The following is a 21,360-nucleotide window of genomic DNA, read 5'->3' as shown; positions in this document are numbered from 1 at the left end:
GCTGAGAGCCCACTTCAGCGCAACCGTAGTGCCGTCAGTTGCGCCTGGTGCTCATGCGGAGGCAAAGACCGGGCGGGTCAGATTTTCCGCGCTGCCGTCGGTGCACGCCACCTCATCTTCGATGCGAATGCCGCCGTAGGGCTTGAAGGCTTCCACGCGCTGCCAGTTGACGCTGGCGGCGTGGCCGTTCTTCTTCACTTCGTCCAGCAGCATGTCGATGAAGTACACGCCGGGCTCGATCGTCACCACCATGCCGGGTTCCAGCACGCGGGTCAGGCGCAGATACGGGTGGCCGGCCGGGCGTTCGATGCGGCCGCCGCGGTCGCTTGCGGCAAAACCGGCCACATCGTGCACTTGCAGGCCGATCAGATGGCCCAGGCCGTGCGGGAAGAACGCGGCGCTGACGCCGGTGGCCAAAGCCGCTTCCGGCGAGACGGTCAGCACGCCGAACTCCTTGAGGATGCCCATCAACGCCAGATGCGCCTCGATGTGCAACTGCTTGTAGTCCACGCCGGCGCGCACGTTCTGGCCCATGCGCAGCTGGGAGGCGTCCACCGCGTCGATCAGCGCCTGAAAGTCGCTGCCGGGGTCGGCGGCGTAGGTGCGGGTGATGTCGCTGGCGTAGCCGTATGCGGAGGCGCCGGCGTCGATCAGGAAGCTACGCAGCGGTTGCGGCGGCTGCTGGCCCAGTTCGGTGTAGTGCAGCACCGCGCCGTGTTCGTTGAGCGCGATGATGTTGCCGTACGGCAAGTCATTGGCGTCCTGGCCCACTGCCGCGCAATACGCCATGTGGATGCCGAATTCGCTTTGGCCGGCGCGGAACGCGGCTTCCGCAGCGCGATGGCCGCGCACCGCCAGTTGCTGTGCGATGCGCAGCAATGCCAGCTCGTAGGGTGTCTTGAACGCGCGCTGGTATTCCAGGTAATCGAGCACCGGCTGCGGGTTGTTCGGCACGTATGCACCGAGCGTGCTTTGCGGCTCGCCGAGGATCGCGCAGCGCTCAGCGTGCTTGGGCAGCAGCGCCAGCGCCTGCTCCGGGGTGCGGATGATGTGGATGTCGCAGTGGTCGACCCACCAGCCGCTGGGCGCGTCGGGCACCACATGCCAGTAGTCGAACGGCTGATAGAAGATCACCGTCGGGCGCTTGCCCGGCGTGTAGACCAGCCAGCTGTTGGGGACCCGTGTCAGCGGTACCCAGGCCTTGAACTGCGGGTTCACCGCGTAGGGGTAATCGCGGTCGTCGAACAGCTGGTAATGCGTGCTGCCGCTGGGAACCACCAGATGCTCGAAGCCGCCGCGTTGCAGCGCTTCGTCGGCGCGCGCGGTGAGGGTGCGCAGGTGGTCGGAGTACAGGCTGCTCAAGGAGGGTTGGGGCATGCGGGGCTCGATCGGCAATGCAAAGGCGATGCGCAGTTTGCCGCAATCCCTGCAACGGCGCTGTGTCTGATACGGCCGACAACCAGGGCGCAATCGTCCGTGGACGACCGCCGGCGCGAAGGAGCAACAGGCGACGTATGGGCCTGCAGCGGCAGGCAGCGGCAGCGCCCGCTTGGCCATTGCGTGGCCGTGTGTCGGCCGCGCTTACCCGGCCAGATGTTCTTCGGCGATCCAGGCGCGCAGGCGTTGCCGGTGCGGCTCGGACATGGTCAGGAAGCGGAAGCCCGCCCAGGCCTGCCCGGGTGCGTGTGCGGCTTCGGACCACAGCAGATGCACGCCGACATCGATCTCGGTCGCGCGGCCAACCCGTTCGGGCAGCGAAAAGCGCAATTGGTACAGGGCGTCGTCGTGCAGCGGCACCGAGGCCAACAACAGCATGCCGGTTTCGGACACATTGCCGACCCGGCCGATCTGCGCCTCGCTGAGCATATCGATGACCGGCAGCAGGTCGGTCGGCTGGCGGCGCGGTGCGCGGCGGGTGTCCTGGATCATGGCTGGGCCTCGGCAACAGGCGACTGGCCGGCCAGACTGCGCAGCGTGCGCACGGTGGCATGCCAGGCGCGATCGATCAGACGCGATTTCTCTTCCACCACCAAACGTGCCTGCCCACCGGCCATCAGCCGTGCCAGGCTGTCCAGCGAGTGCTCGCCAACCTTCTGCCCGCGCTGATTCACGAACAGCGCGTTGCCGGTCATCGGGCTGTACCAGGACAGGCGTTGCCGGCGCAGGTCGCCTTGCTGGTTGACCACGAATTCGAACCAGGTGCCGAACGGCAAGCTGCGCACCTGCAGGTAGCACTCCTCTTCGGCGGGCGTGCGCGGCGTAGCCGCCTGCTTGCGCGCAGCGTTGTCGCCCTGGTCGCCAAGCCGCGCGCGTGCCTTGAGCTTGGCGGCAAGCTCGGTGCGCGAGGTCACCTCGTCCTCGCCACCGGGCGTGGACAAGCGCCGTGCGATCGCCGCTGCTTCGTCGTGGTGATACCCCACCTGCAGCAACGCGGTTTCCACGTCGGTGCCCAGCGCGATGTCGGTGGGTTGGCCCTTGCTGCGGCAGGTGACCTCGCCAATGCGTGCGGTCAGCGCTTGGCGCTCGTCCCATTCGGGCGACTGCTCGCCCTGCCGCAGCAATGTCAGCGTGAGCACGTCCGACCAGGCCTGGCGCAGCAGCGATTGCACAAAGCGCGGCGGCGCGCTTTGTTCGCACAGCTGCTCGATGCGCGCTTGGGCCTGCTGCTTGGCAGATTCCAGCCGCTCCTTTCCGCGCGCAGCATCCACATGCCGCCGCTCGGCCACCTCGGCCTTGCGCGCGAGGGTGCGCAGATGCGTCTGGATGTCGTCGTTGGCCGCGGCGAAAACAGCCTCGTCGCCTTGATAGTCGTTGACGATCTTGTCGACCGCGCTGCCCAGCTTGTGCAGCAGTTGCGGGTCGGCATCGTCCTCGCCCAGCCACACGGCCCCGGACTCGGCGACGGTGTTGAGCAGTTCGCGCACCGGGTGCTGGTCGCGCACGAAAAAATGCGCGTCGGCCAACGCTGCGCGCACCACCGGCACCTGCAACTTGGCAAGCAGCGCCTGGGCGGGAGCTTGCTCGCGCACTTCGCGCTGCATTTGCGCATAGAGCAGGCCGAGCAGGTCGAAGGTGTCGTTGTCCTGCGGCGATAGCGCGGCATCGGGGCCGTGCTGACGGCGCAGCACTTTCAGCACCTGCCGCTGCACCGCATCGATGCCGGATGCATGTGGCGTTGCTGCCGCCTGCGTGGCCAGCACGCCTTGCAGGCTGGCCAAGGCATCGCCAAGCGCTGCCTTGGGCACCGCAGCGGCGGCACTGTGCTGCGATGCCTGGGCCACAGCGGCGAGCGAGGTGGGAGAGGGCGCCATGACCTCGTGATGGGCGGGCGCCCCCGCGCCTGCGTGGCTTGCGTGCACCGCTGCCTGCGACTGCCGTGCCGACGCCATCAAGCCGCCCAGCGCCTGGACTGCGTCGTTGAGCGCCGGCGACAGCGCCTGCGCAGGTGCGGCGATTGCCATGGCCGGTGGCGCGGCAGCGGGATCCAGCAAGGCGCTCTGCCACGCCGTCGGTGCGGCTTGGCCCGCCCAGCCGGTGGCCGGTCGCGGTGTGCGCGGGCCCGCACCGGGCGTGCTCATTGCGGCAGCGTCCTTCGACCCATGCGCCGCTGCCGGCGGCGCACGCCGCGACTGCACCTGCGTGGGTTTGACCAGATACGGGTGATAGATCAGCCCCGGCAGGATGCCTTCCTGGGCCAGCGCGCCGTTGGCACTTTCGAACAGGTCGCCCAGGCGGTCCATCACCTGGCGCTCGAACACCTTGTACAGCGTCAGCTGCCCATCCAGGTTCAGCCCCAGCGTCTGACCGCACTGGCGCACGATGCGGCACAGCGCGTAGGGACCCATCGGCAATTCTTCCAGCTCGAATTCGGCCACCGCGCCGATCACTGCCAAGCGCTGCGCCAGCAGGTGCAGGGCATCGGCACGCCGCGACGTTTCGCGCCGTGCGATGTCGCTCAATACGATGTCGCGGTCGATATCGGTGTCTTCGACCAGGGTCAGCATCTGTGTTTGCGCAGGCACATCGGTCAATGGTGTCAGCACCGGGCGCTCACGCAGGCTTGCCAGCGCGTGCGCCAGTTCCTGCAGGAATGCCTGCGGAAACCGGTCGATGTGGTCGCGCAGGCCGCGCATCTGTGCGTAGGTTTCGGCCTGGATCTGGCTATTGCGTGCATGCTCGGCCTGATGCAACAGCTCGCGTTCCAGCTCGACGACGGTCAGCCGCAGCGGCCCGCTCAACGCCTGCACGCACTGCGCGTGCAGCATGCCGAGCAGTCGCCGGCCGCGCGCGGACACCGGCGCATCGGCAATCGGGCCGCTAACTGCAGGTTGCATGGAAGACACGTGCATGGACATCCGGGGGAGGTGGGCTCGGTTCGAAGCGTGAGCTATGTAGCATGTTTTTTCGCTGACCGCGCGGCATCGGCGCATGCGGCCTGCGGTGTGCCAGCCGGTGGTCATGCGGGTGTGCGGCAGCTCGGACGGCCGATCCATCGGTACTGCCAACGCGCCCAGGCCCGCTCACACCTCGCGCACGGGTCAGCCAGGCGTGATGGCGTACTGGACGCAGGCGGTACATGCCGATGCCAGGCGCCCGGCCGCGCCGACCTGGCAGTGAACGCAGCTCTTCGCTGCGCTTAGACCAGGAACAGCTCGACCACATCATTGGTAAAGCGCCGTCCCAACTCAGTCGGCACCACGCGCCCGTCTTGCCGCCTCATCCAGCCCTGCGCCACTGCGCGCGCCAGCGGCGCTTCGATGACGCAGGCCGCAAGGCCCGTCGAAGCCTCGAAGTCGCTGAGCCGGAAGCCCTCATGCAGGCGCAGCAGGTTGAGCATGTATTCGAACGGCAGCCGTTCGCCCGGCACGATTTCATCGCCGCCGATGGATGCGGCGGTGCCGGCACTGGCCAGATAGCTCTGCGGATGCTTGTGCTTCCAGCGCCGCAGCACGTGCCCTTGGGCACCGGAGCTGATCTTGCCGTGCGCGCCCGCGCCAATGCCCAGGTAGTCGCCGAAGCGCCAGTAATTGAGATTGTGCGCGCACTGTCGCCCGGGCTTGGCGTACGCGCTGACTTCGTATTGGGCGTAGCCGGCGTCGGCCAGCAGGCGTTGGCAGTGCTCCTGGATATCCCAGGCGGCATCGTCGTCGGGAATGCCCTTGGGCGGCCGCGCGAAGAACACCGTGTTCGGCTCCAGCGTGAGCTGGTAATGCGACAGGTGTGTCGGCTGCAGCGCGAAAGCGCGCTCCAGATCGTGCTCGGCCTGCATCAGCGTCTGCTCGGGTAGCGCGTACATCAGGTCGATATTGAAATTATCGTAGCCGGCGTCTTGCGCCAGTTTGATCGCGCGCTCGGCTTCGGCGCTGTCGTGAATGCGGCCAAGTCGCTGCAGTGCCAGGTCGTCGAAGGTCTGCACGCCGAAGCTTAGGCGGTTGACGCCCGCAGCGCGGTAGTGCTCGAAACGGCCGTGTTCTGCGGTACCGGGATTGGTTTCCAGGGTGATTTCGAGATTCGGGGCAAAACGCAGCCGCGCCGCCGCGGCCTGCAGGAAGCGGTCGATCGCCTGCGGCGGAAACAGGCTGGGCGTGCCGCCGCCGAAGAACACCGAATGCACCACGCGGCCCCACACCAGCGGTAGATCCTCATCCAGGTCGCGGATCAGCGCATCCACGTATTCTTCGAACGGCAGCACGCCCTTGGCCGCGTGCGAGTTGAAATCGCAGTACGGGCATTTGCGCACGCACCAGGGCAGGTGCACGTAGAGCGACAGCGGCGGCGGAATCAGCTGGGGCATTGCGCAAGGCGTGCCTTACAGCGCCATCGCATGCAGCTTGTGCTGCAGCGTGGCCAGGGCGACCGCACGATGGCTGAGGCGGTTCTTCAACGCGGTGTCCATCTCCGCGGCGGTCAGGCCATACACCGGGTCCAGGAACACCGGGTTGTAGCCGAAGCCGCCAGCGCCGCGCGGTTCGGTGGTGATCACCCCTTCCCAACTGCCTTCGGCAATCAGCGGCTGCGGATCTTCCGGATGCCGCAGCAACACGATCACCGCATAAAACCGCGCGCTGCGGCGATCGGTCGGAACCTCGCGCATCGCATCGAGCAACTTGGCGTTGTTGGCCTGCGCATCGGTTGGGCTGCCGGCATAGCGCGCGCTGTACAGACCGGGCGCGCCATCCAATGCATCCACGATCAGCCCCGAGTCATCGGCCAGGGCCGGCAAACCGGTCACCGCGCTGGCATGGCGCGCCTTGATCAGCGCGTTCTCGACGAAGGTCAGGCCGGTTTCCGGGACATCTTCCACGCCCAGGTCGCCTTGCGCGACGATGCGCAGCGGCAGGCCGGCGAGCATGGCACGCAGTTCTTCCAGCTTGCCGGCGTTGCCGCTGGCCAGGACCAGTTGTTTCATTGCTTGGGCTCCAGCAGATCCCACTTGGTACCGTACAGATCGCGAAACACCACGACCGTGCCGTACGGCTCTTCGCGCGGGGTTTCCAGAAATTCCACGCCGAACGCCTGCATGGCCGCGTGGTCGCGCCAGAAGTTATCGGTGTAGAGGAAATGATCCACCCGCCCACCGGTCTGGTCGCCGATGCGCGCGCGTTGCGTGGCGTTGGCCGGCTGCGCGAGCAGCAGGGCGGCATCGTCTGCACCGCCCGGGCCGATCACGACCCAGCGCTTGCCGTCATCGAGCGGGCGATCCTGCAGCACGTGGAAACCCAGCGCGCCGGCGTACCAGGCAATGGCCGCATCGTAATCGGCAACCAGCAAGGTGGTCAGGGCGATACGACGGCTCATCCGGCCAGCGCAGCGCGTTGCAGTGCGAACAACTCGCCCATGCCTTTCTCGGCCAGGGCAAGCAGCGCGTTGAGTTCGTCGCGACGGAACGCATGGCCTTCGGCCGTGCCCTGCAGCTCGATGAAACCGCCGCCGTCGTTCATCACCACATTCATGTCGGTATCGCAGTCGCTGTCTTCCGGGTAATCCAGATCCAGCACCGGTTCACCACGATAGATGCCGACTGACACCGCAGCCACCGCGCCGATCAGCGGGTGTTTCTTGATGTCGCCGCGCTTGATCAGCAGGTTCACCGCATCGGCCAACGCCACGTATGCGCCGGTGATGGCCGCGGTGCGGGTGCCGCCATCGGCCTGCAGCACGTCGCAGTCCAGGGTGATGGTGCGTTCGCCGAGTGCATTGCGATCCACGCAGGCGCGCAGTGCACGGCCGATCAGGCGCTGGATTTCCAGCGTGCGTCCGCCCTGCTTGCCGCGTGCAGCCTCGCGGTCGGAACGGGTGTGGGTAGAGCGCGGCAACATGCCGTATTCGGCGGTGACCCAGCCTTCGCCCTTGCCGCGCAGGAAGCCCGGCACGCGGTTTTCCACGCTGGCGGTGCACAGCACGCGGGTGTCGCCGAAGCTGACCAGCACCGAGCCTTCGGCATGGCGGGTGAAGGCGCGTTCGATGCGCACCGGGCGCAGCTGGTCGGCCGTGCGGCCGCTGGGACGGGAAAAGGTCATGCGATGAGTCCGGAAGTCGGGAGGTGGGTCTGGCGCCACTGCGCAGCGTGCAGGCAGCCGGCGAGGGCGGCTAGGGTACCATTCGCGCTTTGACGGCACGGGATTGACGATGATCCGAAGCATGACGGCGTTCGCTGGCAGCGAACGCATCACACCCTGGGGCACGCTCGGTTGCGAGCTGCGCTCGGTCAACCACCGCTTTCTGGAAGTGGGTGTGCGTCTGCCCGAGGAATTGCGTGCGCTGGAACCGTTGCTACGCGAGCGGGTGGCGGCGAAAAACAGCCGTGGCAAGCTGGATCTGACGCTGCGCCTGCGCGCGCCCGACAACGCGCAGACGCTGGCGGTCAACGAATCGCTGCTACAGCAATTGGGTGCGCTGGCCACGCGGCTGGATGGTCTGTTCCCCAAATTGCAGGTCGGCTTCACCGACCTGCTGCAGCTGCCCGGCGTCCTGCAGGTGCAGGACGTGGACGCCCCCGCGTTGCAGGCACAGGCGCTGGCGTTGCTGGAGGAGGTGGTGGGTAGCTTCGTGATCGCGCGCGAGCGCGAGGGCGCCAAGCTGGCCGAGGCGATCAGCGAGCGGGTAGATGCCATCGAACGCATCGCCGCCGAGGTGCGCGTCCTGATTCCGGTGATTCGCGAAGGTCAGCGCGCCAAGCTGGCCGCGCGCCTGGCCGACCTGCCGCATCCGGTCGACCCGGGCCGTGCCGAGCAGGAGCTGGTGCTGTGGCTGCAGAAGCTGGATGTGGACGAGGAGCTGGACCGCCTGTCCAGCCACATCGCCGAGATCCGTCGCGTGCTCAGGCAGCGCGAACCGGTCGGTCGCCGCCTGGACTTCCTGCTGCAGGAATTCAACCGCGAAGCCAATACGCTGGGCTCCAAGTCGGTGGACAGCCGCACCTCCAATGCCGCCGTGGATCTGAAGGTGTTGATCGACCAGATCCGCGAGCAGGTGCAGAACATCGAGTAGCCGGGATTGGTGATTGGGGATTCGGGATTGGTCGACGGCAACCTCGCGTTTCAGCGGGCTGCGGCCAATCCCGGTAGCATGTCGACCCCGGTGGCACCGGTCCGCAGTCCGTTCGCGAATCCCGACTCCCCAATCCCGAATCCCTGATCCTATGCGCGGCACTCTCTATATCGTTGCGGCCCCCTCCGGCGCCGGCAAGAGCAGCATCGTCAACGCCACCCTGGCACGCGACCCGAAGATCGCCCTGTCGATCTCGTTCACCTCGCGCGCGCCGCGGCCGGGCGAACGGCATGCCGAGCACTACCATTTCGTCTCCGCCGACGAGTTCCAGGGCATGATCGAGGCGGGCGATTTCTTCGAATATGCGCTGGTGCATGGCGACTGGAAGGGCACCGCGCGGCAGTCGGTGGAGCCGCAGCTGGCCGCCGGCCACGACGTCCTGCTGGAGATCGACTGGCAGGGCGCGCGTCAGGTGCGCCAGAAGGTGCCTGATGCGGTCAGCGTGTTCATCCTGCCGCCGTCGCGCCAGGCGCTGGACGAGCGCATGCGCAAGCGCGGGCAGGACAGCGAGGACGTGATGGCGCAACGCCTGGCCGCCGCCCGTGAAGAGATGCTGCATTTCGAAGAGTTCGATTACGTGATCATCAACGAGACCTTCGACATCGCCGTGGCGGAGATGTGCGCCATCTTCACCGCCAGTCGGCTGCGTCGGCAGGCACAACAGCAGCGGCACGCCGGATTGATCCAGGCGCTGCTGGAGTAAGCGCCGCTAGCAGCGCGGGGCTGGTCACCGGACGGGCGCCGCCGCGCGACGGCATCCACCGCGCGTAGACCGCGGTCCTGACACGCGCCGGCTGCACCAGCGACTGCTCAGGAAGGTTTCCTGGTCGCTCCAAGCGGCTCAAACCGCTGATTCCAAAGGAAACTGAATGGGTGGCGGTTGCTGCGGCGCCGGCCGGAGCGTACACTCCGCCCCCTTTCCCTCATTCGATGCGCGGCCGTTGCTGGTCGCCGGGAGCCCGCATGGCCCGCATTACCGTAGAAGATTGCCTGGAAGTCGTGAACAACCGTTTTGAGCTGGTCATGATGGCCTCCAAGCGCGCCCGTCAGCTCGCCAACGGCGTGCAGCCGCTGATCGAGAATGCCGATGCCAGCGACAAGCCCACCGTGATGGCACTGCGCGAGATCGCCGCACGCCGGATCGACAACGCGCTGATCGATGAAGTCGAGAAGGCCGAGCGCGAACGCGCCGAGCGCGAAGCGCTGGAATGGGCCGCCGCCGAAGTGGTCGCCGACGAAGACATGTCCAAGAACGACGATTGATCCCAGCATCGCTGCGATCGATCAGAACAGCCCGCCTCGATGCGGGCTGTTTTCGTTTTCGGTCCCGGCAATACGCCTGCGTGTGCAAATGTTTGCCCAGACTGCACGGCTGGCATAGTCTTCCGGCATGAACCCAGGCCCCACTGCCCAGGCGACCGTCGTGACGTCTCCGTCTTCCGACCAGGCCATCCCCGACTACGTCCTGCATCTCGAGCGCGCGGCCAGCTACCTGCCCAAGGAGCAGCTGCCGATCCTGCGCCGTGCCTGGGAAGTGGGCGCCAGCGCGCATGCCGGGCAGACCCGCAAGTCGGGCGAGCCCTACATCACCCACCCGGTGGCGGTGGCTGGCGTGCTGGCCGAGCTGGGCCTGGACATGGAATCGCTGATCGCCGCAATCCTGCACGACACCATTGAAGATACGCCGCTGACGCGCGAAGAACTGGCGTCGGAGTTCGGCGAGGCGGTGGCCGAGCTGGTCGATGGCGTCACCAAGCTGGACAAGCTCAAGTTCCGCGACCGCCAGGAAGCGGCGGCGGAAAGTTTCCGCAAGATGCTGCTGGCGATGTCGCGCGACCTGCGCGTGATCATGATCAAGCTGGCCGACCGCCTGCACAACATGCGCACGCTCGGCGCGCAGAGCACCGAGGCGCGCGGCCGCATCGCGCGCGAGACGCTGGAGATCTACGCACCGATCGCGCAGCGGCTGGGCATGAGCCTGATCAAGTCCGAATTGCAGAATCTGGGCTTCCGCGCGTTGTATCCGTGGCGCCACGCCATCATCGAAAAGCACATCCGCAGCCAGCCGGTGGTGCGGCGCGAATCGATGGCGCAGGTGGAAGTGCAGCTGTCCCAGCGGCTGGCCAAGGAAGGGCTGGAGCATCGGCTGGTCAGCCGCATCAAGACGCCCTGGAGCATCTATTCCAAGATGCACGAAGAGAACAAGTCCTTCGACCAGGTGATGGACGTGTTCGGCTTTCGCCTGGTGGTGCGCACGGTGGCCGATTGCTATCACGCGCTGGGCGCGGTGCATGCCAGCTTCAAGCCGCTGGACGGGCGCTTCCGCGATTTCATCGCAATCCCCAAGGCCAATGGTTACCAGTCGCTGCACACCGTGTTGTTCGGACCGTACGGCTCGCCGATCGAAGTGCAGATCCGCACCGAAGAGATGGACCTGATCGCCGAACGCGGCGTAGCGGCGCACTGGACCTACAAGGTCGGCTCGGCCTCGCCCAACAGCGCGCAGAGTCGTGCGCACGACTGGATCGTGGAACTGATCGATTCGCAGCGCGCCGCCGGCTCGTCGCTGGAATTCCTGGACAACGTCAAGGTCGACCTGTTCCCGGACGAGGTCTATCTGTTCACGCCCAAGGGCAAGATCCTGGCATTGCCGCGCAATTCCACCGCGCTGGATTTTGCCTACGCGGTGCATACCGACGTGGGTAATCGCGCCGTGGCCTCGCGCGTGGACAAGAAGCTGGTGCCGTTGCGCACCAAGCTGGTCAGCGGGCAGGCGGTGGAGATCATCACCGCCCGCTCGGCCACGCCCAAACCGCAGTGGCTGGAATTTGTGGTCAGCAGCAAGGCGCGCACCGCCATCCGGCATCAGCTCAAGCAACTCGAGCACGAAGATGCCGTGCAGTTGGGCCACCGTATGCTGGACCGCGCGCTGGAAGCAATGGACTCTTCGCTGGAACGGCTGCCCAAGGGCCGCCTGGACGCCTTCCTTGCCGAGCACCGCTACCCGCGTCTGGAAGCGCTGCTGGCCGATGTGGCGCTTGGCAACTGGATGCCCAATCAGGCCGCGCAGGCGTTGATGGCTTACGCAGAACTGCGTGGCGGTGGTCTGTCCAAGCATTCGCACGAGAAGATCCTGATCGACGGCAGCGAGCGCGGCGTGATCAGTTTCGCCAATTGCTGCCAGCCGATTCCCGGCGACGAAATCATGGGCTATCACACCGCAGGCAAGGGCATCGTGGTGCACCGCCTGGACTGCCCGAACCTGGCGGAACTGCGCAAATCGCCCGAACGGTGGGTGCCGATCGACTGGGACTCCAACGTGACCGGCGACTACGACACCGCGCTGGTGGTCGAAGTGGAAAACCGCACCGGCGTGCTGGCGCAGCTGGCGGCAGCCATCGCGCAGAGTCAGTCCAATATCGAGCGCGTGGACTATCTGGACCGCGACTTCAACGCAGCCGTGCTGCGCTTCAACATCCAGGTGCGCGACCGCCGCCACCTGGCCGAGGTGATGCGCCGGCTACGGCGTCTGCACGTGGTGCAGAGCGTCGGACGCCAGTAGCGCCTGGCGCACTCGCGCAACAGTCGAGCAAATCCGCACAAAGGCCTAAACTGCGGCAACCCTTTGCAGTGGAGTGTCCATGTCCCAGATCATCCATACCGACCAGGCGCCTGCCGCCATCGGCCCGTATTCGCAGGCCGTGCGTGCCGGCAACACCGTGTATTTCTCCGGGCAGATCCCGCTGGACCCGGCCACCGGCGAGATCGTGCCGGGCGACATCGGTGCGCAGGCGCGCCGTGCATTCGACAACCTCAAGGCGGTGGCCGAAGCGGCCGGCGGCTCGCTCGACAAGATCGTGCGTCTGGGTCTGTATCTGACCGACCTGGGGCAGTTCGCTGCAGTCAACGCGGTGATGCAGGAGTATTTCCAGGCACCGTTCCCGGCGCGTTCGACCATCGAAGTCTCCGGTCTGCCCAAGGGCGCCGGCTTCGAAGTCGATGCAGTGATGGTGATCGAGTGATCCTGCGCCGCTGATCGGCCGTGTCGCGCACGCGCGTCGTCACACCGAGTCTGGCCGTCGCCGGCCAGGCTCGGCTGTCCAGCCTGCCCGGTGTCGGCCCGAAAGTGGCCGACAAGTTCGCTGCGCGCGGCATCCTGAGCGTGCAGGACCTGTGGCTGCATCTGCCGCTGCGTTACGAAGACCGCACGCGCTTGACCACCATCGCGCAGCTGCAAGGTGGCGTGCCGGCGCAGGTCGAAGGACGCGTGGATGCGGTGGAGCGCGGCTTCCGCTTCCGGCCGGTGCTGCGCGTGGCAGTGTCCGACGCCTCGCACGGGACGCTGGTGCTGCGCTTCTTTCATTTTCGTGCGGCGCAGGTCGCGCAGTTCGCCGTCGGTACGCGGCTGCGGGTGTTCGGCACACCCAAGCCCGGCCAGCACGGCTGGGAGATCGTGCACCCCAGTTACCGCGTGCTCGCACCGGACGAAGATGCCGGGTTGGGCGACAGTCTGGATCCGGTGTATCCGGTGCTCGAAGGCGTTGGCCCGGCGACGTTGCGCAAGCTCATCGGCCAGGCGCTGGAGCGTCTGCCGCCCGAAAGTGCGCTGGAATTGTTGCCACCGCACTGGCTGCAGGACGAGCGATTGCCCTCATTGCGCGCGGCTTTGCTCACCATGCATCGCCCGCCGGTTGGCACTGATCCACAGCAACTGCTCGCCGGAGGCCACCCGGCCCAGCAGCGCCTGGCAATCGAGGAATTGCTGGCGCACCAGCTCAGCCTGCGCCGGCAACGCATCGCGTTGCAGCGTCTGCACGCGCCCAGCCTGCCCGGCAACGGCACGTTGGTGCAGCAATTGCGCAAGGCGCTGCCGTTCCAGCTGACCGGCGCGCAACAACGCGTGTTCGAACAGATTGCGCATGACCTTGCGCAACCCTCGCCGATGCTGCGGCTGGTACAGGGCGATGTCGGCAGCGGCAAGACCGTGGTCGCGGCGCTGGCGGCCATGTTGGCGGTGGAGCAGGGCAAGCAGGTCGCACTTGCCGCGCCCACCGAATTGCTGGCCGAGCAGCATCTCACCAATCTGCGCGGCTGGTTGGAACCGTTGGGCATCCGCATCGTCTGGCTGGCGGGCAAGGTCACCGGCAAGGCGCGCGCGGCAGTGATGGCCGAGGTCGCCTCCGGTCAGGCGCAGGTCGTGGTCGGCACGCATGCGTTGATGCAGGAAGCGGTGGTCTTCCACGACCTGGCGTTGGCCATCATCGACGAGCAACACCGCTTCGGCGTGCATCAGCGCCTTGCGTTGCGCGACAAGGGAGCGGCGGCGGGCAGCGTGCCGCATCAACTGGTGATGACCGCCACGCCCATTCCGCGCACGTTGGCGATGTCGGCTTACGCAGATCTGGATGTTTCGGCCATCGACGAATTGCCGCCCGGCCGCACGCCGGTGCAGACGATCGTGCTGAGCGCAGAGCGCCGGCCCGAATTGGTCGAACGCATTCGCGCCGCCTGCGCCGAAGGACGGCAGGCATATTGGGTGTGCACCCTGATCGAAGAAAGCGAAGAACCCGAGAAAGGCGCGCAAGGCCAGCAAGGCGGTCCGCCGCGCATCGAAGCGCAGGCCGCCGAAGTCACCTTCGAGGCCTTGTCGGCGCAGTTGCCGGGCGTGCGGGTGGCGCTGGTGCACGGCCGCATGAAGCCGGCCGAAAAGCAGAAGGCCATGCTGGATTTCAAGCAGGGCCGCAGCGACCTGTTGGTGGCCACCACCGTGATCGAAGTCGGCGTGGACGTGCCTAACGCCTCGTTGATGATCATCGAAAATGCCGAGCGGCTGGGCCTGGCCCAATTGCATCAGTTGCGCGGTCGGGTCGGGCGTGGCGCAGCCGCCTCAAGTTGCGTGCTGCTGTACCAGGCGCCGTTGTCGATGATGGCGCGGCAGCGTCTGGAAACCATGCGCCAGACCAACGACGGTTTCGTGATCGCGGAGAAGGATCTGGAGTTGCGTGGCCCGGGCGAATTGCTTGGCACCCGGCAAACCGGCCTGGCCAGTTTCCGCATCGCCGATCTGGCACGCGACGCCGGGCTGTTGCCGCGCGTGCAGGTACTGGCCGAGCGGCTGCTGGACGAGGCGCCGGAAATCGCCGACCGCGTGGTCGAACGCTGGATCGGCGGCGCGGTGCGGTATGCGGCCGCTTGAGCGGCCGGGAGTCGGGAATCGGGATTCGTAACAGCGTGGCGGCTGCGTGCTGCTGATTCGCGTGGCCGGCCGATCCTTGCGAAGATGCGGCAACGAATCCCGAATGCCCAATCCCGAATCCCATGACTGACAAGATACCGCTGCTGATCGACACCGACCCTGGCGTGGACGACGCCTTGGCGCTGCTGATGGTCTTCAACGACACACGCCACGAGGTGGTCGGCCTGACCATCGCCGCCGGCAACGTGGGCCTGGAGCACACCGTGCGCAACGCCTTGAAGGTCTGCGAGATCGCTGGCCGTACCGATGTGCCGGTCTACGCCGGCTGCCCACAGCCGTTGCTGCACCCGTCGGTGGATGCGGCGCACGTGCACGGTCTCGACGGATTCGGCGATGTGGGCCTGGCACCGGCCAAGCGCACGGCCGAGGCCGAACACGCCGCGCTCGCCATCCTGCGTCTGTCGCACGAACACGCCGGCAAGCTGCTGCTGGTGGCGCTCGGTCCACTGACCAATCTTGCCCTGGCGCTCACCCTGGACCCGACCCTGCCGCAGCGCGTGGCGCGGCTGGTGGTGATGGGCGGAGCGTTGACCGGGCACGGCAATATCACCGCTGCGGCCGAGTTCAATATCGGATTCGACCCGGAAGCGGCGCATATCGTGTTCGGCGGTTTTCCGCAGTTCGACGTGGCCGACTGGGAAGCCACCATTGCCCACGGCCTGCTGCACCGGGACGTGGAGCAATGGCTGGCGGCCGATTCTGGCCGCGCCCGATTCTACGAGGAGATCTCGCGCAAGACCCGGCTGTGGTCCGAAGACAGCCGCGGCGAGTACTGGTATGCCGCCGACGCGCTGGCGATGGCGTTCGCACTGCACCCGGAAGGCGCGCAGCGGCTGGAACAGCGCCCGGTCCATATCGAACTGTCCGGTGCGCATACCCGTGGCATGACCCTGGTGGACTGGAACCGGCAGGGCGGGGCGCCCGACAATGCCAATCTGCTGCTGGCCTATGACATCCAGCAGTTCTACGCGCTGGTCGGGGCCGCCCTGGCGGCGAACTGAGGCGACCTTGCGCCGGCTGCCTGGGCGCAGCTATAATACCCGGCTTATCCAGGCAGCCCGGCGCCAAGTCCATGAAAGATAACGTTCATCCCAACTACAAAGACGTCGTCTTTCACGACGTGACGTCCGATTTCAAGATTCTGACCCGTTCCACCATGACCTCGAAAGAGACCGTGAAGTGGGAAGACGGCCAGGAGTATCCGCTGATCAAGGTGGAAATTTCCTCGTCCTCGCACCCGTTCTATACCGGCAAGCACAAGGTGATCGACACCGGCGGCCGGATCGACAAGTTCCAGAAGCGCTACGCGCGCTGAACTTGCAGGACGGGCTGTACCGGCAGCGGCCGCGCATTGCGCGGCCGTTGTTTTTTGGGGCGCTGAACGCTTCGCCTGTATGCCTGGCGCGATGCGTCTACGACTTCTGTCCAAGCGACGGCCAAAATGCTGCTGTGCGATAATGGTCTGATCCGGGGCGATGCCTTGGACTTCCATCACGTGCCTGCCCATGTGGGATCAGGCGCCTTCCACTGAAGGAGCGTACACAGTGTCCGATCTTGATCAGGTCACGCTCAACGCCGGCGACAAGTCGGTCGTTCTGCCGGTTCTCAAGCCCACGCTTGGCAATGATTGCGTCGATATCTCAAAGCTGACCAAAGAAACCGGTCTGTTCACCTACGACTCGGGCTTCACCGCCACCGCCAGCTGCAAGTCGGCCATCACCTACATCGATGGCGACAATGGCGTGTTGCTGTATCGCGGTTACCCGATCGAGCAGCTGGCCGAAAAGTCCAGCTTCCTTGAGGTCTCGTACCTGCTGATGAACGGCGAACTGCCGACGGCGGACGAATTCAAGAAGTTCGACCACGAAGTGACGCATCACACGATGATGCACGAGTCGCTGAAGAACTTCCTCGGCGGTTTCCGTCACGACGCGCACCCGATGGCCATGCTGGCCGGCTCGGTCGCCTCGCTGTCGGCGTTCTACCACGACACCCTGGACCTCAACGATCCGGAGCAGCGCCGTCAGGCCGCCATCCGTTTGATCGCCAAGGTGCCAACCCTGGCGGCTGCGGCGTACCGTTATTCGATCGGCTGGCCGATCCGCTACCCACGCAATAACCTGAACTACGTCGACCGCTTCCTGCACATGATGTTCGAAGTGCCGAGCGAGCCGCTGGAGATCAATCCGGTCGTTGCCAAGGCCCTGGATCTGCTGTTCATCCTGCACGCCGACCACGAGCAGAACGCCTCGACCTCGACCGTGCGTCTGGTCGGCTCGACCGGTGCCAATCCGTATGCCTCGGTCGCCGCCGGTATCACCGCGCTGTGGGGTCCGGCACACGGTGGCGCAAACGAAGCCGTGCTGAAGATGCTCGAAGAGATCGGCACCGCCGACAACGTCGAATCGGCCGTGGCCAAGGCCAAGGACAAGAATTCCTCGTTCCGTCTGATGGGCTTCGGTCACCGCGTCTACAAGAACTTCGACCCGCGCGCCAAGATCATCCGCGAGATGACCCACAAGGTGCTGGGCGAGCTGGGCGTCAACGACCCGCTGCTGGAAGTGGCGCTGAAGCTGGAAGAAGCCGCGCTGAAGGACGACTATTTCGTGCAGCGCAAGCTGTACCCGAACGTCGACTTCTACTCGGGCATCATCTACAAGGCGCTCAATATCCCGGTGGAAATGTTCACCGTGATGTTCGCCATCGCACGCACCGCAGGTTGGGTGTCGCATTGGTTGGAGCAGCAGGTCGACCCGGAAATGAAGATCGGCCGTCCGCGCCAGATCTATACCGGTTACGACAAGCGCGATTACACCGACAGCGCCAAGCGCTGATCGGTCCACGCGTACCTGCGTAAACAAACGCCCCGCAGTGCGGGGCGTTTGCATTTGGATGGTTGCGCGGCAGTCGCCTTCCAGCACAGCGTGCTGCTGTCGTGGCGATTGGCAGCGTCGTGTTGCACGACGGTTCGTCCGGCTGGCTGGGCCCGAATAAACGACCGCTGCGTAGCGGCGTCGTGACGCCGGTTAAAGAAGCACAGAGCTCGCCCGCGTAGTCAGGTTCCGCGTCATATGGCCGACTCAGCGCAGCAGCGGTGAGCCGGTGGAACCGTCGCCGTCTGTCAACAACTGTCGCACCTGCGCGGCCGACGCACGCTGCATCGGCTTTTCGTCCAGCTGCGACAGCGGCGCCTGCCGCAGCGCGTCGTAGGGCAGCACGGTGAGATCGAAGGTGAGGTCTTCGGCGCTGAACAGCCACACCGGAAACTCGCCGTTGCGCTCGCGATCCAGGCGCAGCCGGCGCGTGCGCGACTCGGCCGGAATGCGGTGTTCTTCCAGAAACCGCTGCACGGCATCGGCATCGTCGCTGTGCAACTGCAGGTGCACCGGTGCATTGGCGTCGGCGGTGCCGTCCAGCACCGGGCCGGTCAGCCGTGGCTGGAAGGGGCTGAGAAACTCAAGCGCCCGCAACGCGGCTTCGCGACGTTGGCGCAGACGCGCACCGTGCGCAGGTCCGGCGAACAGGCGTTGGTACTCGCGCAACGCATCTTCGATCTCGCGATTGCGTGGCAGCGACGCATCGTCATGAATGCCGAGCCGGCTGGCAGCCTTGAGCTTGGCTTGATGGAAATCACGGATGCCGCCTTCGGCCATCAGGCGTGCGGCTTCGTGCGCCAGACGATGGCGACGTTCCCGGGTTCGTGTATCGGCGTGCGCGCGTGCGTGATGCATGACCGGGCTCCCCTAATGAACCTGATCTGGACTCTACAACAGCTGCATGAAGACATGGCGAATGCGTCATGTCATTGCAAAGGAACGATCACGCAGCGGTGACCGGGCGATCGTCCAGGTGCGGGTATGCACGGGCAAGGCGCAAGGCGCGTGCGATATCCGTGGCGGGCAGGTGAGCGCTGCGCCGACCCGGCAACGATGCCGCCAGCGATCCATCAGGTCGGCAATGGCTGGCGCTTATCCAACGGGGGCCAACAAATTGGGGAACCGAACAGCCACGCCGCTTTCGATTCCTCAATCCCGGCTCCTCAGAAAATGTCGAACGCCTTTTCGTCCTGCTGTTCCTGCAGGCCGTAGTCGTAATCCTGCAAGCGGTCCAGATCTTCGTTCTTGACCCATTCGACGGCGCCATTGATGGTGGCCTGGGTCATGCCATCGGGCGGATCGTTGGCGGCGATCGGCTTGTCCTTGAGCGCTACGCGCATGTAGTCGATCCAGATCGGCAGCGCCGCCTTGCCGCCGTATTCGCGATAGCCGAGCGAGCGGAAGTCGTCGCGGCCCACCCATACGGTGGTGACGTAGGGGCCGCCAAAGCCGGAGAACCACGCGTCGCGGTGCTCGTTGGTGGAGCCGGTCTTGCCGCCCACGTCCTCGCGGCCGAGGACCTTGGCCGCGGTGCCGGTGCCGCGCTGGACCACGTCGCGCATCATCGACACCAGCTGGTAGGCGGTGCGCTCGTCGATTGCGCGCGGCGCGATCTTGGTCTGCGCGGTTGCCGCAGGGGCGGTCTGCGCCGGCGTCGGCGTGGCCGTGGCCGGCGCGGCAGGCGGTGTTTCCGGTGCCTGCGCGCCGAAGTTGAAGCCATCGACGACCTGGCTCACGGGCGCCACATTGCCGCCTTGCAGGGCGCAGGTGCGGCAGGCTACGGCCGGCACTTCCTTGAAGATGACATTGCCCTCGCGGTCTTTGACCTCATCCACGATCCAGGTGTCCACCCGCGAGCCGCCATTGGCGAACACCGCATAGCCGCGTGCCACAGACAGCGGCGTGAGCGAAGCGGTGCCCAGCGACATCGACAGGTTCGGCGGCAATTCGGCCTCCTGGAAACCGAATTGACTGATGTATTTGCGTGCGAAATCGACGCTGATCGCGTCCAGCAGGCGCACCGACACCAGGTTGCGCGACTGCACCAGCGCTTCGCGCAGGCGCATCGGCCCGCGGAAGCCGCCTCCATCGTTCTGCGGCGACCAGGTCTTGCCACGCCGGTCGCGGAACACCACCGGCGCGTCCAGCACGATCGAGGCCGGGTTGAAGCCCTTTTCGAATGCGGCTGCGTAGACGAACGGCTTGAAGCTCGACCCTGGCTGGCGGCGTGCCTGGGTGGCGCGGTTGAACTTGTTCCCCGCAAAGCTGAAGCCGCCTACCAGGGCACGCAGGGCGCCGCTATTGGCGTCCAGCGAAACCAATGCCGCCTGGCCGCGCGGCAACTGGTCGATGATCCACTCGCCGTCCTTTTCGCCGGCGCGAATGCGGGTCAGGTCGCCGCGGGTCAGCAGCTTGGCCGGGGTCTTGCCGGTCCAGCGGCTGGCACTGGCGGGCAGGGTCAGTTCGGTCTTGTCGCTCAGCACGACCGTGACCCCGCCATCGGGATTGGTGCGCGCCACGATCACCGCACGCAGTCCGCCCTGGGTGAACGCGCCTGCCAGGTGCTTGGCCAGTGCAGGCGCGTCCGCATCGGCGGGCACGTCGAAGTGCTGCTCGACGCCATGCCAGCCATGGCGATGATCGTAGACCCGCAAGCCGTCGGCGACTGCCACATCCGCACCGGTCTGCAGGGTCGCATCGATGGTCGTGGTGACGTGATAGCCCTTGTTGAGCACATCGCCGCCGTACTTGGCGATCATTTCCTGACGCACCAGCTCGGCCACGTAAGGGGCGTACACCTCCACCGGCGGCTCATGCGGCTTGGCGTGCATCGGCACGGCCTTGGCGGCGTCGGCTTCGGCCTGGCTGACAAAGCCCAGGTCGGCCATGCGCTGCAGCACGTAATAGTCGCGACGCTCCTGCGCACGCTCAGGGTTGCTGATCGGGTTGCCACTGGACGGGAACTTGGGGATGCCGGCCAGCGAGGCCATCTCGTCCAGGTTCAATTCGCTCATCTTCTTGCCGTAGTAATACTCGGCAGCGGCCCCGACGCCGTAGGCGCGGTTGCCGAAGAAACTCTTGTTGAGATACAGCTCGAAGATCTCGTCCTTGCTCAGCTCACTTTCGATCTTGCGCGCCAGCAGGATCTCCGCCAGCTTGCGGGTGTAGCTGTACTCCGAACTCAGGAAGAACTGCCGCGCCACCTGCTGGGTGATGGTCGAACCACCCGGCACGCGCTTGGCATCGGTGGTTGTCAGCAGCCACACCGCGCGGGCAATGCCCTTGTAGTCCACGCCGCCGTGCTCGTAGAAGCGCGCGTCCTCGGTGGCCAGGAAGGCCTGCTTCAGGCGCAGCGGCACGTCCTTCATCTGGATGGGATAACGCCGGGTCTCGCCATAAACCGCCATGAGGCGGCCATCGCTGGAATAGACGTACATCGGCTCCTGCAGCTCGACCTGCTTGAGCGATTGAACGTCTGGCAACTTCGAGGAAATGGCGTAATACAGGCCGCCGGCAGCAATTGCGCCAAGCAGTGCGAGCACGACGATCGTGGCCAGGATCCAGCCCAGCCAACGGCGAATACGGGGCATGTAAGAGAGATTCCGATTGCAGATTTCTTGGTCACAGAGTATAGATGACGCCGAGTTTGGCTGGGGCCGAACTCTGGGGATCGCAGAA

Annotated in this window: 18 protein-coding genes; 9 read left to right on the top strand and 9 right to left on the bottom strand. The window is 65.9% G+C overall.

The genetic code is table 11. The features are described 5' to 3' along the window. Positions 1 to 51: 51 nt before the first annotated feature. The 7 genes from pepQ to rph form a co-directional block, all read right to left on the bottom strand. The gene (gene pepQ, locus ACCQ07_RS16485; RefSeq protein WP_109291046.1) at positions 52 to 1,377 is read right to left on the bottom strand and encodes a Xaa-Pro dipeptidase; all 1,326 of its coding nucleotides are present in this window, start codon (positions 1,375 to 1,377) and stop codon (positions 52 to 54) included. Between the two features lie 204 nt (positions 1,378 to 1,581). Further along, on the bottom strand, positions 1,582 to 1,929 hold the full coding sequence (locus ACCQ07_RS16480) for a PilZ domain-containing protein (protein WP_008575819.1): 348 nt from the start codon (positions 1,927 to 1,929) through the stop codon (positions 1,582 to 1,584). Continuing rightward, on the bottom strand, positions 1,926 to 4,355 hold the full coding sequence (locus tag ACCQ07_RS16475) for a DUF1631 domain-containing protein (RefSeq protein ID WP_372363460.1): 2,430 nt from the start codon (positions 4,353 to 4,355) through the stop codon (positions 1,926 to 1,928). Before ACCQ07_RS16475 ends, ACCQ07_RS16480 begins: the two co-directional genes overlap by 4 nt. Before the next feature lie 281 nt (positions 4,356 to 4,636). Then, complete coding sequence (hemW, locus tag ACCQ07_RS16470) at positions 4,637 to 5,794, bottom strand: radical SAM family heme chaperone HemW (protein ID WP_372164271.1); 1,158 nt, start codon at positions 5,792 to 5,794, stop codon at positions 4,637 to 4,639. 15 nt (positions 5,795 to 5,809) lie between these two features. Then, positions 5,810 to 6,409, bottom strand: coding sequence for an RdgB/HAM1 family non-canonical purine NTP pyrophosphatase (rdgB, locus tag ACCQ07_RS16465; protein WP_008575822.1), 600 nt, complete (start codon positions 6,407 to 6,409; stop codon positions 5,810 to 5,812). Continuing rightward, complete coding sequence (locus ACCQ07_RS16460; protein WP_014090965.1) at positions 6,406 to 6,798, bottom strand: VOC family protein; 393 nt, start codon at positions 6,796 to 6,798, stop codon at positions 6,406 to 6,408. Before ACCQ07_RS16460 ends, rdgB begins: the two co-directional genes overlap by 4 nt. After that, on the bottom strand, positions 6,795 to 7,520 hold the full coding sequence (gene rph / locus ACCQ07_RS16455) for a ribonuclease PH (RefSeq protein WP_008575825.1): 726 nt from the start codon (positions 7,518 to 7,520) through the stop codon (positions 6,795 to 6,797). The genes ACCQ07_RS16460 and rph overlap by 4 nt, the downstream gene beginning before the upstream one ends. A 109-nt stretch (positions 7,521 to 7,629) precedes the next feature. Here rph and ACCQ07_RS16450 point away from each other — a divergent pair, with 109 nt between their 5' ends. The 9 genes from ACCQ07_RS16450 (at position 7,630) to ACCQ07_RS16410 (ending at position 17,640) form a co-directional block, all read left to right on the top strand. Then, positions 7,630 to 8,490 carry a YicC/YloC family endoribonuclease gene (locus ACCQ07_RS16450; RefSeq protein WP_011348463.1) on the top strand — a complete coding sequence of 287 codons (861 nt, stop codon included), beginning with the start codon at positions 7,630 to 7,632 and terminating at the stop codon, positions 8,488 to 8,490. 151 nt (positions 8,491 to 8,641) lie between these two features. Further along, complete coding sequence (gene gmk, locus ACCQ07_RS16445) at positions 8,642 to 9,253, top strand: guanylate kinase (protein WP_008575828.1); 612 nt, start codon at positions 8,642 to 8,644, stop codon at positions 9,251 to 9,253. Between the two features lie 260 nt (positions 9,254 to 9,513). Further along, a complete protein-coding gene (gene rpoZ / locus ACCQ07_RS16440; RefSeq protein ID WP_002812428.1) occupies positions 9,514 to 9,813 on the top strand; it encodes a DNA-directed RNA polymerase subunit omega in 300 nt (99 codons plus the stop codon). A gap of 127 nt (positions 9,814 to 9,940) precedes the next feature. Then, entirely contained in the window at positions 9,941 to 12,112 is a 2,172-nt protein-coding gene (locus ACCQ07_RS16435) for a RelA/SpoT family protein (RefSeq protein WP_008575831.1), read from the top strand. A 79-nt stretch (positions 12,113 to 12,191) separates the two neighbouring features. Further along, positions 12,192 to 12,572 carry a RidA family protein gene (locus ACCQ07_RS16430; protein ID WP_005911914.1) on the top strand — a complete coding sequence of 127 codons (381 nt, stop codon included), beginning with the start codon at positions 12,192 to 12,194 and terminating at the stop codon, positions 12,570 to 12,572. A gap of 20 nt (positions 12,573 to 12,592) precedes the next feature. Beyond that, on the top strand, positions 12,593 to 14,746 hold the full coding sequence (recG, locus tag ACCQ07_RS16425; RefSeq protein WP_372164268.1) for an ATP-dependent DNA helicase RecG: 2,154 nt from the start codon (positions 12,593 to 12,595) through the stop codon (positions 14,744 to 14,746). Positions 14,747 to 14,868: 122 nt separating this feature from the next. Further along, positions 14,869 to 15,807 carry a nucleoside hydrolase gene (locus ACCQ07_RS16420; protein WP_372164266.1) on the top strand — a complete coding sequence of 313 codons (939 nt, stop codon included), beginning with the start codon at positions 14,869 to 14,871 and terminating at the stop codon, positions 15,805 to 15,807. A gap of 71 nt (positions 15,808 to 15,878) precedes the next feature. After that, positions 15,879 to 16,121, top strand: coding sequence for a type B 50S ribosomal protein L31 (locus ACCQ07_RS16415; protein WP_005911911.1), 243 nt, complete (start codon positions 15,879 to 15,881; stop codon positions 16,119 to 16,121). Positions 16,122 to 16,350: 229 nt separating this feature from the next. Further along, a complete protein-coding gene (locus tag ACCQ07_RS16410; protein ID WP_003486167.1) occupies positions 16,351 to 17,640 on the top strand; it encodes a citrate synthase in 1,290 nt (429 codons plus the stop codon). A 246-nt stretch (positions 17,641 to 17,886) separates the two neighbouring features. On the opposite strand, the gene ACCQ07_RS16405 is transcribed toward ACCQ07_RS16410, so the two are convergent. Both ACCQ07_RS16405 and ACCQ07_RS16400 read right to left on the bottom strand, forming a co-directional pair. Then, on the bottom strand, positions 17,887 to 18,537 hold the full coding sequence (locus tag ACCQ07_RS16405; RefSeq protein ID WP_011348460.1) for a hypothetical protein: 651 nt from the start codon (positions 18,535 to 18,537) through the stop codon (positions 17,887 to 17,889). 308 nt (positions 18,538 to 18,845) lie between these two features. Further along, positions 18,846 to 21,272, bottom strand: coding sequence for a penicillin-binding protein 1A (locus tag ACCQ07_RS16400; RefSeq protein WP_372164264.1), 2,427 nt, complete (start codon positions 21,270 to 21,272; stop codon positions 18,846 to 18,848). Positions 21,273 to 21,360 lie beyond the last annotated feature (88 nt).

The organism is Xanthomonas sp. NCPPB 3583 (assembly GCF_041475715.2).
Classification (GTDB): domain Bacteria; phylum Pseudomonadota; class Gammaproteobacteria; order Xanthomonadales; family Xanthomonadaceae; genus Xanthomonas; species Xanthomonas euvesicatoria.
This window is presented reverse-complemented; position numbering and strand designations above follow the sequence as displayed.

Bases quoted from the DNA above. Each gene is read 5' to 3' on its own strand.
- ACCQ07_RS16480 (WP_008575819.1), bottom strand. From the start codon at position 1,929: ATGATCCAGGACACCCGCCGCGCACCGCGCCGCCAGCCGACCGACCTG.
- ACCQ07_RS16415 (WP_005911911.1), top strand. From the start codon at position 15,879: ATGAAAGATAACGTTCATCCCAACTACAAAGACGTCGTCTTTCACGAC.
- hemW (WP_372164271.1), bottom strand. From the start codon at position 5,794: ATGCCCCAGCTGATTCCGCCGCCGCTGTCGCTCTACGTGCACCTGCCC.
- ACCQ07_RS16435 (WP_008575831.1), top strand. From the start codon at position 9,941: ATGAACCCAGGCCCCACTGCCCAGGCGACCGTCGTGACGTCTCCGTCT.
- ACCQ07_RS16405 (WP_011348460.1), bottom strand. From the start codon at position 18,537: ATGCATCACGCACGCGCGCACGCCGATACACGAACCCGGGAACGTCGC.
- ACCQ07_RS16475 (WP_372363460.1), bottom strand. From the start codon at position 4,355: ATGTCCATGCACGTGTCTTCCATGCAACCTGCAGTTAGCGGCCCGATT.
- ACCQ07_RS16420 (WP_372164266.1), top strand. From the start codon at position 14,869: ATGACTGACAAGATACCGCTGCTGATCGACACCGACCCTGGCGTGGAC.
- rph (WP_008575825.1), bottom strand. From the start codon at position 7,520: ATGACCTTTTCCCGTCCCAGCGGCCGCACGGCCGACCAGCTGCGCCCG.
- pepQ (WP_109291046.1), bottom strand. From the start codon at position 1,377: ATGCCCCAACCCTCCTTGAGCAGCCTGTACTCCGACCACCTGCGCACC.
- ACCQ07_RS16430 (WP_005911914.1), top strand. From the start codon at position 12,192: ATGTCCCAGATCATCCATACCGACCAGGCGCCTGCCGCCATCGGCCCG.
- gmk (WP_008575828.1), top strand. From the start codon at position 8,642: ATGCGCGGCACTCTCTATATCGTTGCGGCCCCCTCCGGCGCCGGCAAG.
- ACCQ07_RS16460 (WP_014090965.1), bottom strand. From the start codon at position 6,798: ATGAGCCGTCGTATCGCCCTGACCACCTTGCTGGTTGCCGATTACGAT.
- rpoZ (WP_002812428.1), top strand. From the start codon at position 9,514: ATGGCCCGCATTACCGTAGAAGATTGCCTGGAAGTCGTGAACAACCGT.
- rdgB (WP_008575822.1), bottom strand. From the start codon at position 6,409: ATGAAACAACTGGTCCTGGCCAGCGGCAACGCCGGCAAGCTGGAAGAA.
- ACCQ07_RS16400 (WP_372164264.1), bottom strand. From the start codon at position 21,272: ATGCCCCGTATTCGCCGTTGGCTGGGCTGGATCCTGGCCACGATCGTC.
- ACCQ07_RS16450 (WP_011348463.1), top strand. From the start codon at position 7,630: ATGATCCGAAGCATGACGGCGTTCGCTGGCAGCGAACGCATCACACCC.